Below are 17,473 nucleotides of genomic sequence, written 5' to 3'. Positions count from 1 at the left end.
GCTAATATCTATTTAGCAGCGACGATTATCCATTTACGGTAATTGTCAACACACCCTAGTGTATATTTTTCGAAGTATCGACACGCACACGAATAGCTTTCAAAAAAATTTATTTAAATATAACGACACAGCTTTATATATCGATTTTATTCTATCTTAAATTATTAAAGACCAAATGAGCATACGTTAGATGTTTACGAATAATTAATCATAGTAGAAAAGGGAACCTAATTATGGCTAAGAAAAATTTTATCTCTCACCCAAGGACGCTTATAACAGGAACCATACTAGCCTCAATGCTTGCAATGTCAGGCTGTGCGACCAGCTCATTGCTAGAAAGTAATAATCATATCATCACGACCAAGCAGACATTGTCAGAAGATCAAGTGATCGCTTTTGGCCGTCCAGCGCAGGCATTACCAAAAACGCCAAATGCGACAATGGTTATCGTTGGTGAAAAAAACAGCTACGTACTCACCCAAGGCGGGATTGAGATGATAAACCTACTCAGCAATCTCACGCAAAAAGACATCCACGTTGACAATGACATGAGTTTTTATGTCCCCAATAACGATGGATATTTCCAAGGAGAAATGAGGCTATCTTACGCCAAACTAAAAGATGAGTTTGGGCGCTCAGACTATCAGTTCTTTTTGCAAAACAACGGTAAAGAGTGCACCTCCGCGAGCGATCAACGTATCAATGCTCAGCGCTTTTGTTTTAGCGTTCCTGTCAAAGGCGCTATCTATCCGCAAGTTAGTAACTTGGGGTTAATTCAGTCAAACTATCGCGCATTGACCAAACCATATACGGTGAGTTTTTATACACAAACTCAGCAAGATGTCGTCACTCGTAGCGGTCCAAATGGCGCACAAAAGCTAGTATTGCTACCCTTTGCCCTCGCCTTTGACGTGGTTACTTTCCCGCTTCAGTTATTAGATTAAATAGCTAACTATTAGACTACTCATCGTCTAGCATCAAGTTTCAAGGTGCGTTATGAAAGCTACATAATGAAAGCTAAGTTATAAAAGCCCCTTTATATAAGGCACGTTATCGAAAGGTATTCCGCAATCAATCGTAACGTGCCTGCTTAATACTTTAGAATAACTTTTCGACCAGTGTTTTCGGGTAATTTTGTTTTGCCTTCTCTGCCGCTCGAAACATCATCTCATCTGCTTCGACAGGGCCTGCAACATCACATAAGCATACATAAGCCAACTGCATCAAATTATTCAACAGGTGCTCATTATCAGGTACAGACGGACGATTACCTTCTAGAAACTGACTGATGTTAAGACTATGCCCTTTGAAGGTGCGTTCTTGCGAAACAGTTTGGTGCATGGTCAGAAATAGGTTGCGACTTTCTGTTTCTGATAGCTGACTGCGCAGTGCTTCTATGGCAGTATAAAATGCCAAAACCAACTCAGAGACAGGGACTGGCGCTTTGATTGCTTTATTATGACCATTATGGCTATTGTGACTATCAGACTCGACTGTTTGCTGACTGTCCGTTTGCAACGTAGCCCAAAAGCCTTTCCTAATGTCAGACTTATAAGCTTGCAGCTCAGGATAGCGCCGTGTCGCATCCAAGACGCACTGTTGCATCATTTTTACTGAGACAGTCGAGTATCGCTGCCACTGTGATTTAAGCAGCCGCACCTCTTCAGGGTGTAGATAATCGGCAAGCACTTCTGCCATTGCAGTCACAGCTTGGTCTACGGATTGAGTATCAATATTCATCAGCTCGCTCCTATAAATGCCGCTCGGTTAAACTCTTGGAATCAAACATTTGCTTCTGAAACTCAGGGTAACCAAGCTCTGCATGCTCGGTATAATCAAGGCCGCGCTGCTCATGTAAGCGGCTTGCTTTTAACCCAAAGCTTAGATCGATAAGCTTATACATCACTAGACCCAATCCCAGTCCCCAGCCTAACGCTACGCCGACGCCCAGCGCTTGTACACCAAGCCGTGATAAGTTAAACAAATCTCCTGTATAAAACAAACCTGCGGCGAGCGTACCCCATGCCCCGCCAAAGCCATGTACTGCCACTGCCGAGACCACATCGTCTACTTTGAATTTCAATAATGCTTGCGATGATAAGATATATACTACGGAAGCGACCGCCCCAATAATAATGGCAAAGACAGGCGTTGTGGTCGCGCAGCCTGCAGTAATCGATACCAGACCAATCAAACTGGCATTGACACTATCGCTCAGCAAAATGGCTTTGTTGAGCGATCGGGAGATAAGCATATAGCTCACCACCGCACTGACTGCTGCGACAAAAGTATTGACTGCGATTAAGCCAATATTGCCTGTGATAGATAACGTCGACCCAGCATTGAACCCGAACCAACCAAACCATAAGATAAATCCGCCAAGCGCCAGTAACGTCATGTTATGCCCTGCGATGAGTCTTGGTGTGCCATCAGGTGCAAAGCGGCCTAATCTTGGGCCAATGACCAAGATGCCTGCTAATGCCAACCAACCACCGATAGAATGCACAACAGTAGACCCAGCAAAATCAATAAAACCAAGCTCAGCTAGCCAGCCCGTCCCGCCAAAGTAACCACCCCATACCCAGCTGGCAAACACAGGATAGATAAACAAACAAATCAAACAGGCGGCAACCGCATAGCCAATAAAGGAGACACGCTCTGCCATTGCACCACTCGCAATCGTCACCGCTGTCGCTGCAAACATCATCTGAAAGAACATCAGTGCCCAGTCCATATTGGACAACGCGACTGGCATAAAATGATCCGTACCGACGAATCCGGAGTGATTGGTACCCATCATTAGCCCAAAACCAACTAAGTAGAACGCCAGACCACCGATACACATATCGGTGTAGTTTTTCATCATCACGTTTACCGCATTTTTCGCTCGTACTGAACCGCTCTCAAGTAGAGCAAAACCTGCCTGCATAAAGAACACCAATACCCCGCCCCAGATAATCCAAGCGATGTTTTGATATTCGAGCAGCTGCGCCACGGTCAATGTGTCAGTCTCAGCAGCTTGGGCGCTACCCATTGCTGCAAACAATACTGTACTTAGCACCAGCCTATTACTTAGCGATAGTTTTAATAGTTGTAATAGTTTTAATAATGTCTTTATCGTGTCCAGTCCAACAGAGGATGTTCTCATTTTATCTCCAAACACTTATCTAGCCGTTCAAATTTTATCGGTGCACTATTTTTACTCATTAATGCACACAAATAAGCCCTAATAAGGGTGGAGCAAAACCTGTGCCAAAATCTACTATTAGGAATTAAAGAAAATCATAAATATAAGAAAACAAATGACTAGTATCAGCCAAGTCGGTATTTTGATAGTTATGCTTGTGACGATGTAAGCATAAATTGAACTAGGGTAGAGAATGATTGTTGGAAGTAAGTTTGATTGAACTGATAATGTGACTGTTCTGTCTAGACTGTTTTTGCCATTATTTTGCTGTGCGGATAGCTTACTTTGCATGAGCAGTTTATCTCGCGCTATCAATAACTTATCTGCAATCGTCACTCATAGAATAGGTCGCATAGTGAAGGCGATTCATGTTAAAATGAGCGCTTTTAAATTCGCCTTTATTATCATTGGGTAATAAGGGCTGTATTTTTAGTGCCATTTTTCTAATTAACAGGTCCGCCCATGTCTGCCGATACCATCGCCCGCACTGCCTTTAAACAAGGCACCAAGCCACTTTATGATTATGACAAACACTGGGCGAGCTGCTACGAGCCGGCGCCTTATCTACCGATGAGCCGCAAAGAAATGGACGATTTGGGCTGGGATGCTTGTGATGTCATCATCATCTCAGGTGATGCCTATGTCGATCATCCAAGCTTTGGTATGGCCATCATCGGTCGCCTATTAGAGTCACAAGGCTTCCGTGTTGGTATCATCGCTCAGCCAGATTGGAAGAGCAAAGACGCCTTTATGGAACTGGGCAAACCTGTCTATGCGTACGGCGTAACCGCGGGCAACATGGACAGCATGATCAACCGCTATACCGCCGATCGTAAAATCCGTAGCGATGATGCCTACTCGCCTGGTAACGTGGCAAACAAACGCCCTGATCGCGCGGCTATCGTCTATAGCCAGCGCTGCCGTGAAGCCTATCCTGATGTGCCTATTATCTTAGGCGGTATTGAAGGCAGTCTACGCCGTATCGCTCATTATGATTATTGGTCAGACAAAGTGCGCCGTAGTATCTTGCTGGATGCGCGTGCTGATGTCTTACTATATGGTAATGCTGAACGTGCGATCGTCGATGTGGTACATGGTCTGTCTAAAGGCTATAGCTTTGAGCAGATGAGCAAATTGCGCGGTACGGCCTACTTATTGACCCCGACTCGTCGCCACTGGCAAGAAGATATGACTGAGGTCGCGAGTAACGATGTCGATACCGTTGGCCGTGTCGATCCAATCATCAACCCTTATGTGATGACCGAAGACGTTGATAGCTGTTCAATTGAGCAGAGCAAACCATCGGACTCGCCTGTTGGCCAAGCCATGCCTTCATCTATGTCATCACAATATCAGGGCTTTGTTGCTGAGCCAGTTGCCAATAAAGTCATCAACGCTGAACAAGTCGATGAAGAGACGCAAGTGGTGCAAATGCGCGGCTTTGATAAGCCAATGACCGCACGTAAGCATAAGCTAAAAATGCCACCACGTGAAAAGACAGTGATTCGTCTGCCTGACTACGAGCATGTCAAATCTGACCCTGTGCTTTATGCTCATGCAAGTCGTATCCTGCATCTAGAAACCAATCCAGGTAACGCCCGTGCGCTTGTACAGCGTCATAGTAGCGGTGCTGGTAACTCACATACCTCTATCGATGTTTGGCTCAATCCACCACCAGTGCCACTCTCAACTGAAGAGATGGATTATGTGTTTGACCTGCCGTATGCACGCCTGCCGCATCCAAGCTACGGCGATGCGCGCATCCCTGCTTATGACATGATTAAATTTTCGGTCAATATCATGCGCGGCTGTTTTGGTGGTTGTACTTTCTGCTCGATTACTGAACATGAAGGCCGCATTATCCAGAGCCGTTCAGAAGACTCCATCTTGCGCGAAGTAGAAGCGATTCGTGATACCGCACCGAACTTTACTGGTGTGATATCTGACCTTGGTGGCCCAACAGCCAACATGTACCGCCTCAGCTGTAAAGACGAAACGATTGAAAAGAACTGCCGTAAGCCATCTTGTGTCTATCCGGACGTCTGTGAAAATTTGATTACTGATCATAGTAATTTGACCAAGCTATATCGTAAAGCCCGTGATATCAAAGGCGTGAAAAAAATCCTGATTGCTTCAGGCTTGCGTTATGATTTGGCAGTAAAAGATCCTGAATATGTCAAAGAATTAGTCAGTCATCACGTCGGTGGTTACCTCAAGATTGCGCCTGAGCATTCTGAAGAAGGCGTGCTATCGAAGATGATGAAGCCGGGCATGGGCAGTTATGATCAGTTCAAAGCCATGTTTGAGCAATTCAGCCAAGAAGCAGGTAAAGAGCAATATCTGATTCCTTACTTCATCGCCGCCCATCCGGGTACCAAAGATGAAGATATGATGAACCTTGCGCTTTGGCTCAAAAGTAATGGCTACCGCGCTGACCAAGTACAGGCGTTTTATCCAAGCCCAATGGCGACCGCGACTACCATGTATCATACGCACAAAGATCCGCTACATAAGGTCAGCCGTGATGAAGGTGACATGGATATCGTCAAGTCTGGCAAGCAGCGCAAACTGCATAAAGCGTTCTTGCGCTATCATGATCCAAAAAACTGGGTACTACTACGTAAAGCCCTACAAGACATGGGTCGTAGTGACTTGATTGGTAAAAACCGTGGTTGCTTGATTCCACCATTTAACGCCAGTTTAGAAGGGCGTGATGCCGCGCAAGATACTTACCAATCAGCGCGCAAAAAGAATAGCCGTGTTGGCAATGACTCAGTGAAGCGCAGTAATGGCTCGTCAAACAGCAATGCGTCAGCTAAAGGTGCAGCAGTTAAAAATGCTGTCGGTAAAAATAGTAAGAAGAAAGTCAGCAAAGGCAATTTCCAGACTCAGCATACTGGTCTGCCACCGCGCAAAACCAAGTAGTATTCATAGCAAATAGTGTTCATAGTATAAAAATACATGCTCAATCTAGCGCGTGTTAAGTAAAACAAAAAAAACGCCTATCAGCCACTCGTTGATAGGCGCTTTTTTATGCGCTAATTTTATAGTTGCAGATTTCATAATCAACACTGTTTACTTTTCACCATGTCTCAGATTACAAGTTACATTAGACAGCGGTTGGGTAACGAAGCTAACAGGTAACGAACAATTTCTAACACTGAAATGGTTCGTTTTCGCTACTATAACCCTCATATGCTAAACGCATCATTAAGAACAAGTAAATGACATCAGCGAAAAGCTTTGGAGAGCACTATGAAAATGATAACTAAAATTGCGACTACCCTACCAGTCCTTGCCCTATTGAGCGCTTGTGCGACTACCGCACCAACTACCCCAGATGCAACTGATACGCCAGTTCCAGAAAAAGTAACCGCTGCCTATGATCGTATGGCACCAGCACCATACACCTGTACCGATGACAGCAAAATCATGGCAAAGCAATCTATCAACAAAGAACAAGTGATGCTCAACGTCACCTTGCCGAAAGTAAAATGGGCCGAGCAGCCAATCATCCTAAACGGTAAAGTGAAAGGCGAAGTCGCAAGCTATGTAAACGACTCAAACCCAGAAGTCGTCTATGCATGGCACATGAAAGGCGACAAAGGTATTTTTGCGATGAAGTGGGCTGACGGTAAAGAATACCAAGTAAACTGCCAGATCTAACCAGTTAGAGATACGATCATATTGTAATAGACAAATAGTCGTAATAGACAAAAAGCAGTCATTATATGGTGGCTGCTTTTTTATGCGTGTTCGTTTGATATTTTTATAGAAATGGCTATAAAAATCAGTCTCAGGTAGATAGTTGTATAGTCAGTTCAATATAATTTCGATACAAGGAAACTGAGTGCAAGTTATACATTAGTATGCTTAGCGAGGTTAACGCTGTCATTCTTTTATAGAGGATTAGACTATATCAAAACTTGCCATCTGATGTATTTCGCTAGAGAAGCATAAAGAAAGCTGTCAAAATAGCAGGTAGAGCAAATCAATCATGACCAACAATCAAAAGGGTAACTCGATGGCAAAGCGTCTGATAAGTATGATGGTAATTGCAACGGCAAGCATGTGGGCGCTGACAGGCTGCGATAACGCTACCGATTCTGTCGATGCCACTGAGCAAACTGCGGAGACAGCATCAGATCCATCCACACCAGCAGCCGACACCATCGACTGGTCACTGGTAGATAGTGGTGAAAAGCCTGCTGACCCTACCAATTATAAGTATCCGTTTGCCATCGATAGTCAAAACGTCCGAGACTATGCAGATTACTTCAAAGTGGACGCTGCTACCGCTCAGCATAATCTGACGGTCAGCATGGCAAGTAACGAAGCGCTATCGAAAGCATTAGATCAACTCAGCGAAACCTATGTCTCACACGAGCTAACCGATGGCAATGAGATGACGCTTATCATTCATACCACGCCCGATGTCGCTGCCAGTCGCTACGATTATGTGCTGTCTGATGACTTTGCGAAAGGGTTGGTGTTACCTATCGTGATTCAGCCAGATGGTAAGAAAGGTGAGTCTAAAGTTAATCCGCATGAGGAATTGGTGGAGTAGGTTTTTAAGTATATGAGATTATGGGTGTGGAAAATTAGTAATTTGTAGGGTGCGCCTCGCGCACCAAAGCATAAATAGGAAACAATAGATTAAAAACCTTTATCTATGCAAATGATTTAACGTTCCGCTATTTATTGAATAATACTTTTAATTCCTAAATAAAGTTCTTAAATGGTACGCGGAGTGCACCCTACTCGACTGTTTTGATCTCTTTACCTATGGCTTTTGCCCAGTAAATAATAGCAAGCTGTTCAATATCTGCTGCACTATAGCAAACATCATAAATATCAAATGAATACTCTCCATAGTTTGATTTAATTCCACTACTCTCTTCGTTCACTACTATCTTCAATAGAGCATGTGAAAGTGTCCGTTTTTCATGAATATCTTCAATCGACTGCCATGGTATATCTAACGTTTGATTGGATTTAATAATTTGTAGTTTTTCTGGTAAAAACCTAAGAGTAGATATTGATACTAATGGTATTTTGTTTTTTTCTTCATCTTTGCCTACTAGATAGCTGAGTATTGCTATGCCAATCGGTATCACTGTCCATATAATGTCAGAAGGAGCAAATGGTTGATTTGTGAACAAGGGCATTAGCCATGCGATAATTAGTTTTGTGCTCAACCATATCATCGATGCAAAGATAGCTATCGTCAATAAAAGTCCAGAGTTATACTTTTTCGCTACAAATTCGAAACTTGGTAATCTCGATTCAGCCTGAGTATTAGCACTTTTTAAGTGTTGCATGCTAGCACTGATGTCTATTTTTTGAGAGTTGACTGATTTAAATACACCTAACCATTTCAAATAACTCATGACTAAGATAAGTAGTAGTAAAAACGATAAGCTAATACTTCCGGTTAAATATTCGACGCCCACACTTATGCAGGCGATGACAGCTATGTGACGCATTAATTGAGTATAAGTGTAGTATGTCATGGCCTTCCGAAATTTTGATAAAGGTGTTAGTAATTTAAGTCGTAGGGTACGCCTTTCGCACCAACGCATAAATAGGAAACAATATATTGAAAAACACTTATCTATGAAAATGATTCAACGTTCAGCTATTTATTGAATAATACTTTTAATTCCTAAATCAAATTTTTAAATGGTGCGCTGGGCGCACCCTACCGCTAACACTCAGCCCTCAACCAACGCCAAAAACTCTTCCTCACCCACTATCTTAATGCCTAGTTTCTCTGCCTTGGTTAGCTTAGAGCCTGCCTTATCACCTGCCAGCAGTGCGGTGGTTTTTGCCGAAATACTACCCGAGACTTTTGCACCAAGCGCTTGCAGCTTAGCTTTGGCTTCGTCGCGTGCCATGCTATCGAGTGCGCCGGTGATGACCCACGTTTGCCCATCGAGTGGTTGATCAGCCGATGCGGTTTGCTCAACCTTATCCCAATGCACACCAGCCGCGCGTAATGCCGTGATGACTTCGATATTATGCGGTGCGCGGAAAAATTCATGCGCCAGCTCAGCGGTGATAGCGCCCACATCAGGCGTTTGTAGGAGCTTGTCGATATCTGCTGCCATCAGACTATCTAAATCACCAAATTGCTGAGCAAAGTTCTGTGCTGTGCCTTCACCGACACCGCGAATACCAAGTGCATAGATAAAGCGAGCCAATGTCGTATGTTTGCTGGCTTCGATAGCGTTGATGATATTTTGTACCGATTTCTCACCCAGTTTTTCAAAGGTGACCATCTCATCTGCATGATTGTGCAACTGATAGATATCAGCGACGGTTTTGACCAGACCATGCTCAAAGAAGCTAATCAGCCAACTCGCACCAAGCCCATCGATATCCATGGCACGGCGTGAGACAAAATGAATAAGCGCTTCTTGCTGCTGCGCTGGGCAAAACAATCCGCCCGTACAGCGTGCCAATGCTTCATCTTCAGGCAGCACGACAGGAGAGTCGCAGACAGGGCAAGTCGAAGGTAGCGTGACTGGCTCGCTATTGGCTGGGCGCTGATCGTGCCAGACACGAGTGACTTTGGGGATGACATCGCCCGCCCGATGGACGCTGACCGTGTCGCCTGCGCGCACATCTAAACGCTGAATCTCGCCAAAGTTATGCAAAGTGACATTGCTGACGGTGACACCGCCGACTTTGACAGGCTCAAGCTTACCGACTGGTGTGATTTGACCCGTACGGCCGACTTGCCACTCGATATCGTTGAGACGTGTCATTACCGTTTCGGCAGGGAATTTATAGGCAGTTGCCCAGCGTGGCTCGCGTGATAGGTAGCCAAGTTGCTGCTGTAACGCAAGGCTGTTTACCTTAATCACCATGCCATCGATTTCAAATGGCAGATCGCTACGCCCTTCTATCACTGACTCATAATAGGTCTGCGCGGCGCGTGGGTTTGCGACTACTTCTACAGCACTGACCGTAAATCCAAGCTCGGTAAGCCATGCCAACGCCCCTGACTGAGTGTCGATATTCTCAGGCAGTCCTTGATTGACCGAGTAGGCATAGAATGCGAGTGGACGACTGGCTGCTATCGCTGGATCTAGCTGACGTAAGCTACCAGCGGCGGCATTGCGCGGATTGGCAAAAGTTTTGCCCTCGTTCTCTTCTGCCAATCGATTAAGACGTTCAAACCCTGCCTTTGGCATCAACACTTCACCGCGCACTTCTAATAGCTCGATATCAGCAGCATCGGCTATCCATAGGGGCAAGTTACGAATGGTTTTGGCATTTTGGGTAATATCTTCACCTGTCTGCCCATCACCGCGCGTGACCGATTGGACAAATTTACCATGCTCATACTTCAATGAAACCGCCAGTCCGTCAAGCTTTAGCTCCATCTCGTATTCAGGGTTTTGCTGCGAGTCGCTGAGACGATCATTGACGCGGCGCATAAAATCGCGCAAATCATCATATTCAAAGACATTGCCCAGCGACAGCATCGGAATGTCATGAGTGACTTGGGTAAAGGCAGATAGCGGCATATCGCCGACTTGATTGATTGGGCTATCTGGCTGCACCAAATCTGGATATTCTTCTTCAGCCTCAAGCAACGAGCGACGCAATTGGTCATACTCGCTGTCTTCTAATATCGGATTGTCGAGCACATAATAAGCATAGTTATGCGTCTTAATCGCTTCAATAAGCGCACGCATTTTTGAGACAATCTCTACACTATTATCCGTACTGCCATCGGTTGGACTGGGTATATTAGATGTCGCAGGTGCTTGGTTTCCTACTTGAGCAGATAGGTTTTTAGAATTATTTGATGAGGTAGAGTCAGTCATAGTCGGCGTCTTTTTTGCAATTCAAGATGTCGATATGATAACAAGTTTGTAGGAAGCTCGGTATAGTCAATCCTATATAAATCAAATACCATGTCAGGCTCGGTCAGTCTACTATGATTAGCATTTTGCAGAAACTATAGCTCATTAAAAAAGGCAAATAACGTTAATCGCTATTTGCCTTTTTATGATTTCTGATACTAATCAGCTTTTATCTTTCAGCGCTTATCCTTCGAGCTTCTAATCCTCAAGCACCTAGCCCTCATAATCACGAACTTGGTTACGTAGTTGCTGCTTGTATTCAGGCGTGATTGGTTCATTCTCTTCATCAAGCATAATCGCGTCAAGGTCGCTTGCCATCATATAAGCAATGCTCATCATACTATCAAAACTGCGCACGGCCTGTGGATGTGGCAATGACAAGAATACGACGACACCGTTATAAGTGTTGGTCGCGACACTATGCGGATCAAATGGCGCGATACCGCTATCGGTGATACCCATCATGCTAAACCACAGCATACCAGTGCCGTCTTTCTGCTCATAGCGATGGAACATATTCATCGCGCCATAGCGTAGGCCGTATTTATCAATCAACGCTAACAGATCACGACCACGGATAATCGCCGCTGGACGGTCACGATATTGGTGCGGCAAGATGGTGATATTGATATTGTCTTTAGCATTAATTAAAGGACCATTTTGGGCGTCATCACCTGACTCTGATAGATGCTGATCCAGTATCGGACTGTTGTCATCGAAGCTTGGCTCTTCTGCCGTATCAATGGTTGGCATCAGGCTATCAGTAGCTGACATTAGGCTAGAGAACGCATCAGGCTCTTGCTCGATATGCATCTGATCGGCGACTTCTACAAACTCCGCACTGTCGGCACGGCGCTGCTCTTCTTGCCAGCGCGCGTAGTCCGCTTCATCGATTACGTCATGTTCATCAGTTGCTACGTGGTCACGCTCAGCCGTTAGTTGAGCGTCAACGTTGGTATGCGCTTGCGTCAATGGCTCTTCTTCAACCACAGCATCTAAGTAACTACGATCTGGACCGATGCTCGTCTCGCCTGCGACTGTATCATCGAGATCTGGCTGATCGACGATGTTGCGCTCGTGACGCGGTATGATCGGAATACCATTTTTATCATAATTGACCGCAGCAGCTTCGGTAGCACCGCGGCGCTTGAAGCTACGAATGACCATAAACAGCCCTGCGAGCACGATAAACGCGGCAATGGCAATCAATATAAACTGAATAACGGTCATGATAAATACATCCTAGTATATATAACAAAAGGGAATACACAAACGAGCATAAATGGCAATATTCTAGCATGGCTAACCTATATCGTCACCACATTGTGTACTTTATAACCAGTATGCTGGACTGAGGTCAATCTTATTTGCATTTATGCCAATTGATTGATTATATTTGCATCGCGCTGATTCTCATAGCACTTTTAATGTCGACTATTTCACGCTTAGCTCTCTACGTAACGCGCGGCTTCATCGAGCGACACACTGACTAGTGTAGAAATGCCTGCACTTGGCATGGTAATACCTTTTAGCTCATCAGCAATTTGCATCGTCAATTTATTATGACTGATAAATATAAACTGTAAATCATCTGCTAGCTCATGGATGAGGCTGGTAAAGCGCGCAACGTTTGCATCATCAAGCGGTGCATCGACCTCATCAAGCACACAGAACGGTGCAGGATGCTGCTTAAATATCGCAAAAATCAAACTCAATGCAGTAAGGGTTTTTTCACCACCCGATAATACCGCTAAGCGACTGTTGCGTTTGCCCTTTGGCTGCGCCATTAAGGTAAGCCCTGCGCGCCACTGTTCTGACTTTGGCGTATTGGCTGGCATCTCGTCGGTGTTCAACGTCAGGCTGGCTTGTCCACCGCCAAAGACTTTGGCAAATAAATTGGCCAGCTCCTTATTGACCGCATCAAGCGTCTGCATAAACAGCGTTTTAGTCGTCTCATCAATAGAGGCTATCGCTTCAGTCAATGTCTGCATACTGGCCGCAATATCTGCCGTCTGCTGTGCGAGTGGATCTAGGCGTTCGTTCACCTCGGCCAACTCTGCGACCGCTGCTAAATTAACTGGCCCAATCTTGCTCAACTGCTGGGTCAACTTGGCGCGCTCAGATTCAAGCTCAGCGATTTTGTCTGGACGGACGCGCCGATCATGAGCGATAAAATCTGCTAGCAAGTTTGAGACGCTCATGCTTTGTCGAGGTTGCTCAGCTTGCGCTTTATATTTATGACTCACACGATAATAAGCATCTAAAGCGCTCTGCGTGTGTGCGCTAGCATCCTCTAACCGTGCAGCACTCAGTGCCAGCTCAGTAGCATGACGGGCAAGCTCGCTTTGCTGCGTTTGCAATGTATTTTGCAATGTATCAAATGCTGTCTGCTGCTCAGCGTACGTTTGTTTTAGTGCTGTTAGCGCAGTATCACGCTCGTTCAATAGCACTTGCTGCTCATCGCGCGCTGTCTGGGCAGACTGTAGCGTTGCTTGTAGCTCTGGCAACTTGGCCTGCTGCTGATCGTGATGCATCTGTAGACTTTGCTCATTCTCTAACGACTTGTCGTGTTGCTCAGTCGCACGATCCAGACTGCTAACACTATGTTCTAAACGCATCTCGTATTGCTGAATACGCAGCTGCAGTGCTTGCCACGCGTCATCATCGACTTGACGCGCGCGGTTTAGATCGCTGCGCTCAGCTTGCAGTTGCTGAGTTGTCGCTCGTGCCTCTGCTATTTGCGGAGTGAGTGTGGCGATCTCACTTTCAATGTGCTGTTGTTCTTGCTCAAGGGTTTGTTGCTCTTGTACCAGTTCTTGCTTTTCTTGCTCAAGCGTTGCTTTATCAGCGTTCAAACGCTGGCTATCCGCTTGCAACCGCTCAGCATTGGCTCGCTCGGTCGTCAGTTGCTGCTGGTATTGATGCTTATCACGGGTTAACTGCTCAGCTTGCGCGCGCGTTTCTTCCAAGCTAACCATCAACGCATCATAATCGCGCTGGTCTTTTGCAATAGATTTTTGCTGCTCTTGTATTTTGCTTTCAAACTCATCAAGCAAGTCTTCTAACGCTTGCAAACGAGTGCGCTGCTGCAAACGCTGCGTGAGAAATTGACTGCTGCTATCACTTTGATTATCTTGCGCACCAGCGAATTTGCTTAAATTAATCGTTCCATGACGACTGATGAGCCAACCATCTGCGGTAAGTAGGATAGCGGACGATGGTAATAATTTTAGTACATCAGTAAGTGTGTCAATCTCATTCTGTTGACTGGTCTCAAACTGCGCCGTATATATATAGCACTGCTGCCATAGCGAGAGTAGCGGCTGAGTAATCAACTGCGATAATGGCAACACTTTATCAATCAAATTGTCTGGCAATTCGCTGACAAATTCTTGGTCACTAATATCACTTTTCGCAGTTGGCAACCATAAGCTATGACCTGTCTCTATTAGAGTTTTATCTTTTGCACTGGCAGGCGTATTTTGTGCCGTCTGATAAGTCCGTAAATCTGCAATGTCATGCTCAAGCACTTGCCAGAGGCTATCAGTTTTCTGAGAAATGCTATTAGCGTTGTTAACGTCTGATTGCTTGATTTGATTAGCTTGTTGATTAGCAACCAGCACATGGCTATCTAGCCACAATGCTAGGATACTATCGAGTAGCGGCGCATACTCCTGCCCCTTCGCACTTAGCTCAATTTGCTCACGTAGCGTTGCAATGGCTAACGGCTGATGATGTATGCCATCGCTATCTGCATTATCCGTCGCAGTAGTTTGGGTCTTTGCTGATCTTTGCTGCTGCTGTTGTGTAGGTTTCGGATGCAGTATTTGATGCAGGGTATCGTATTCGCCTGCCAGTAGCGCATGACGCTTTTCATTATCGCTCAGCTCACTCTGTTGTGCGTTTAGTCTCTGCTGCAAGCTATGTGCTTGCGGTTGTATCTCGGATAATCGTTCATCGACGGCTTCGTATTGACGCTTAACCTGCTGCAACTGCATACTTAGCTCAGTGATTTGCTGTTCTAGCACCTGACTTAGATCTTGCGCATCATCCGTCTTACTCACATTAGTACGACTAGATGGCGCTATAGACTGCTGTAATTGCTGCCACAGGTTTTGCCAGTTTTGCTCGCGGCGTTGCCATTTATCATAGCTTTGCTGATGGCGTTTTTGTGCTTGAGTGTTGATAGCTTGCTGCTGCTCAAGCGAACGGGCCTTATCTTGTAAGCGTGACAGATTGTTTTGCGCTTCATGCCACGCGCGTTGTAGTGGCTGCTCATTGCGCTTATAGTTATCACGTTTATCTGTTAGCTCAGTCAGCTGCGGACGCAAGGCTTCTAGCGCTTGATTCTGCTCAGCTTGTTCAGCGTTGAGGCGTTCGATATCAGCGAGTGATTGTGCACGTTGCTGAGCCAAGTCAGACAGTTGCTGCTCAATAGTAGCCAGCTGTGATTTAGCATCACTTAGCTTATGTTCCGCTTGTTGATAGCCGAGCTGCTGCTGATAGTGAGCGCTTTGGGCATCGTCTTTGAGCCATTGCTCTTGATTGATACGCGCAGTGAGCTTATCTTGCTGAGCTTTGAGCGTGTCGTAGTCAACTTGTAGTGTCGACACCTCCGTAGCACTACGTTCATGCGCTACTTTCTGCTGTTGATGCGTTTGCTTAGCTTGATAGAGCTGCTGAATAGCAAGCTGCTGCTCGATATCAGCTAGTGTTAAAGCCAACTCTTCGTAACGCTGCGCGCTCGCTGCCTGTTTAGACAGTGTTTTCTGCTGGCGTAGTAATTCGCTTTGCATATCGTGCAGGCGAGCTAGATTATCCTTTGTTTTCTCTAACTTCTTTTGCGTTTCTTCACGGCGAACCTGATAGCGTGAGACACCTGCCGCCTCTTCGATAAACTCACGCAGCTGCACGGGGCTAGACTCAACGATGCGCCCAATCATGCCTTGCTCAATCACCGCATAGCTACGTGCACCCAGTCCCGTACCTAAAAACACATCAACCACATCACGACGACGGCAACGCGTACCATTGATAAAATAATCTGAGCGGCCATCTTTATTTACCTGACGGCGAACCGATAGCTCTTGGTACAAGTTAAACTCGTGGCGAATGCCAGTCTGCTCATCTTGGGTATGCTCAAAAGTCAGCTCAACACTGGCGACACTTTTTGCTGTCTTATCCTGCGTACCAGCAAAGATAACATCACTCATCGCCCCGCCGCGTAACTGCTTGGCTGAGGTTTCGCCCAGCACCCAGCGGATAGCATCAATCACATTGGATTTGCCACAGCCGTTCGGCCCGACGATGGCAGTGATACCATGACGAAAAGTAAAAGTGGTTGGATTGGCAAAGGATTTGAAGCCTGCCAGCTTTAGAGATTTTAAACGCATGAAGAGTCAATAAACTTAGCAAAAACAGGCGGCTATTCTACCTGAAATTGTGCTGGGTTTTTAGGGTTAAACTGCTAAGTGCATAAACGATTTTGATTCAAGGCTTTGATGGAACCCTCGTAACAGTTTTTGCTCCACTTGGCAGACGCTATTTTCTGCTAAGTAGTGATTATTAAACTCGATAAAGGCTGCCCAAGAGATACTTGCTACTTCTAAATGATCGACTATTTTTAACAGCTCTGGTCTTAGCAAATGCTGATACTTTCTTGGCCGTTTATGACACAGAGCCAGCTCCCTATTTACGAGCGTTTGCTTGTTTTGCTTTAGCGCGTCACCACCGATAAATAACAGCAAAAACTTTGCCCCTTTCTCGATAAAGCCTTTTTCTAATAAGTGCTCATACATCAAGCAGTACTTTAGGATTGGGTCTGGGTTTTTTCGGCCAGCGAGTTTTAACTCATTGGCTATCAATACATTCGCCTGATGGTTATAGGCTAGATTGTCCATATACATTGCTTTTAGCTCTGTACTGTTTTCGAACATGCCGCTATTACCATGTGTCGACCATGGCCCACTTGGCTCAAAGCTAATAAATTGCTGATAAAATAAGTTTAGATAAACATCACTGCACAAACTCAAAAAGATATCGAACTCTTTATTGAGATAGTCTTCAGAAAAAAACGTTACGCGGCGCACGGCTTCTCTCGCATTACAGATACCCATCGTTTGCGTTGAATACGTCTCTAGCTGCTCAGTCTCATTTATTTTTGTATTGAGCTTTTTGATGACTGATTGCTCAATCTCCTCTATATTTTTGTCCTTTAACTCTGGGTGAGCTGCCCATTCAATGATTTGGCGTACGTATTGCTTTTTAGTAATACCTAAAATACGCTGCGGCTCCCATGCCAAAAACTCTACCATATTAGAGAGACCTGTCGTCCATGATAACTGGTCTTTTAGATGATTCATTGAGCCGAAAACACGGCGGTATTTTTCTGCAGCTTTCATACTAATAA

11 protein-coding genes are annotated in these 17,473 nt (G+C 45.3%); 4 read left to right on the top strand and 7 right to left on the bottom strand.

Annotation, left to right across the window (positions count from 1 at the left end; translation table 11 throughout):
• The first annotated feature begins 233 nt into the window (after nt 1-233).
• The gene (locus tag FQV37_RS02560) at nt 234-944 is read left to right on the top strand and encodes a YidX family protein (RefSeq protein WP_160021147.1); all 711 of its coding nucleotides are present in this window, start codon (nt 234-236) and stop codon (nt 942-944) included.
• 154 nt (nt 945-1,098) lie between these two features.
• Here the strand turns inward: FQV37_RS02560 and FQV37_RS02555 are convergent, their stop codons facing one another.
• Nucleotides 1,099-1,740 (bottom strand): hypothetical protein, encoded by a 642-nt coding sequence (locus FQV37_RS02555; RefSeq protein ID WP_160021146.1) that lies wholly within the window; start codon nt 1,738-1,740, stop codon nt 1,099-1,101.
• A 10-nt stretch (nt 1,741-1,750) separates the two neighbouring features.
• Nucleotides 1,751-3,034: an ammonium transporter gene (locus FQV37_RS02550; protein ID WP_160021158.1), complete on the bottom strand. Its 1,284-nt coding sequence runs from the start codon at nt 3,032-3,034 to the stop codon at nt 1,751-1,753.
• A gap of 615 nt (nt 3,035-3,649) precedes the next feature.
• Here FQV37_RS02550 and FQV37_RS02545 point away from each other — a divergent pair.
• The 3 genes from FQV37_RS02545 (at nt 3,650) to FQV37_RS02535 (ending at nt 7,754) form a co-directional block, all read left to right on the top strand.
• Nucleotides 3,650-6,112 (top strand): YgiQ family radical SAM protein, encoded by a 2,463-nt coding sequence (locus tag FQV37_RS02545; RefSeq protein WP_160021145.1) that lies wholly within the window; start codon nt 3,650-3,652, stop codon nt 6,110-6,112.
• A 330-nt stretch (nt 6,113-6,442) separates the two neighbouring features.
• Entirely contained in the window at nt 6,443-6,853 is a 411-nt protein-coding gene (locus tag FQV37_RS02540; protein WP_101204281.1) for a hypothetical protein, read from the top strand.
• A gap of 331 nt (nt 6,854-7,184) precedes the next feature.
• The gene (locus FQV37_RS02535) at nt 7,185-7,754 is read left to right on the top strand and encodes a hypothetical protein (RefSeq protein WP_240990916.1); all 570 of its coding nucleotides are present in this window, start codon (nt 7,185-7,187) and stop codon (nt 7,752-7,754) included.
• A 190-nt stretch (nt 7,755-7,944) separates the two neighbouring features.
• Here FQV37_RS02535 and FQV37_RS02530 read toward each other — a convergent pair whose 3' ends face one another.
• The 5 genes from FQV37_RS02530 to FQV37_RS02510 form a co-directional block, all read right to left on the bottom strand.
• Complete coding sequence (locus tag FQV37_RS02530) at nt 7,945-8,700, bottom strand: hypothetical protein (protein ID WP_160021144.1); 756 nt, start codon at nt 8,698-8,700, stop codon at nt 7,945-7,947.
• Nucleotides 8,701-8,901: 201 nt separating this feature from the next.
• A complete protein-coding gene (ligA, locus tag FQV37_RS02525) occupies nt 8,902-10,893 on the bottom strand; it encodes an NAD-dependent DNA ligase LigA (RefSeq protein WP_420876966.1) in 1,992 nt (663 codons plus the stop codon).
• Nucleotides 10,894-11,277: 384 nt separating this feature from the next.
• Entirely contained in the window at nt 11,278-12,294 is a 1,017-nt protein-coding gene (locus FQV37_RS02520; RefSeq protein ID WP_160021142.1) for a cell division protein ZipA, read from the bottom strand.
• Nucleotides 12,295-12,509: 215 nt separating this feature from the next.
• Nucleotides 12,510-16,457 (bottom strand): AAA family ATPase, encoded by a 3,948-nt coding sequence (locus FQV37_RS02515; protein WP_160021141.1) that lies wholly within the window; start codon nt 16,455-16,457, stop codon nt 12,510-12,512.
• 66 nt (nt 16,458-16,523) lie between these two features.
• Nucleotides 16,524-17,465 carry a hypothetical protein gene (locus tag FQV37_RS02510; RefSeq protein WP_160021140.1) on the bottom strand — a complete coding sequence of 314 codons (942 nt, stop codon included), beginning with the start codon at nt 17,463-17,465 and terminating at the stop codon, nt 16,524-16,526.
• Between the last annotated feature and the right edge of the window lie 8 nt (nt 17,466-17,473).

Source organism: Psychrobacter nivimaris (assembly GCF_009812035.1).
In the GTDB taxonomy this organism is placed as follows: domain Bacteria; phylum Pseudomonadota; class Gammaproteobacteria; order Pseudomonadales; family Moraxellaceae; genus Psychrobacter; species Psychrobacter nivimaris.
Note: the sequence above shows the minus strand (reverse complement) of the source record. Positions and strands in the feature narration are given on the sequence as shown.

Excerpts from the sequence above, each read along its gene's own strand:
- FQV37_RS02560 (WP_160021147.1), top strand. The coding sequence starts at position 234 with ATGGCTAAGAAAAATTTTATCTCTCACCCAAGGACGCTTATAACAGGA.
- FQV37_RS02555 (WP_160021146.1), bottom strand. The coding sequence starts at position 1,740 with ATGAATATTGATACTCAATCCGTAGACCAAGCTGTGACTGCAATGGCA.
- FQV37_RS02550 (WP_160021158.1), bottom strand. The coding sequence starts at position 3,034 with ATGGGTAGCGCCCAAGCTGCTGAGACTGACACATTGACCGTGGCGCAG.
- FQV37_RS02545 (WP_160021145.1), top strand. The coding sequence starts at position 3,650 with ATGTCTGCCGATACCATCGCCCGCACTGCCTTTAAACAAGGCACCAAG.
- FQV37_RS02540 (WP_101204281.1), top strand. The coding sequence starts at position 6,443 with ATGAAAATGATAACTAAAATTGCGACTACCCTACCAGTCCTTGCCCTA.
- FQV37_RS02535 (WP_240990916.1), top strand. The coding sequence starts at position 7,185 with ATGACCAACAATCAAAAGGGTAACTCGATGGCAAAGCGTCTGATAAGT.
- FQV37_RS02530 (WP_160021144.1), bottom strand. The coding sequence starts at position 8,700 with ATGACATACTACACTTATACTCAATTAATGCGTCACATAGCTGTCATC.
- ligA (WP_420876966.1), bottom strand. The coding sequence starts at position 10,893 with ATGCGTGCGCTTATTGAAGCGATTAAGACGCATAACTATGCTTATTAT.
- FQV37_RS02520 (WP_160021142.1), bottom strand. The coding sequence starts at position 12,294 with ATGACCGTTATTCAGTTTATATTGATTGCCATTGCCGCGTTTATCGTG.
- FQV37_RS02515 (WP_160021141.1), bottom strand. The coding sequence starts at position 16,457 with ATGCGTTTAAAATCTCTAAAGCTGGCAGGCTTCAAATCCTTTGCCAAT.
- FQV37_RS02510 (WP_160021140.1), bottom strand. The coding sequence starts at position 17,465 with ATGAAAGCTGCAGAAAAATACCGCCGTGTTTTCGGCTCAATGAATCAT.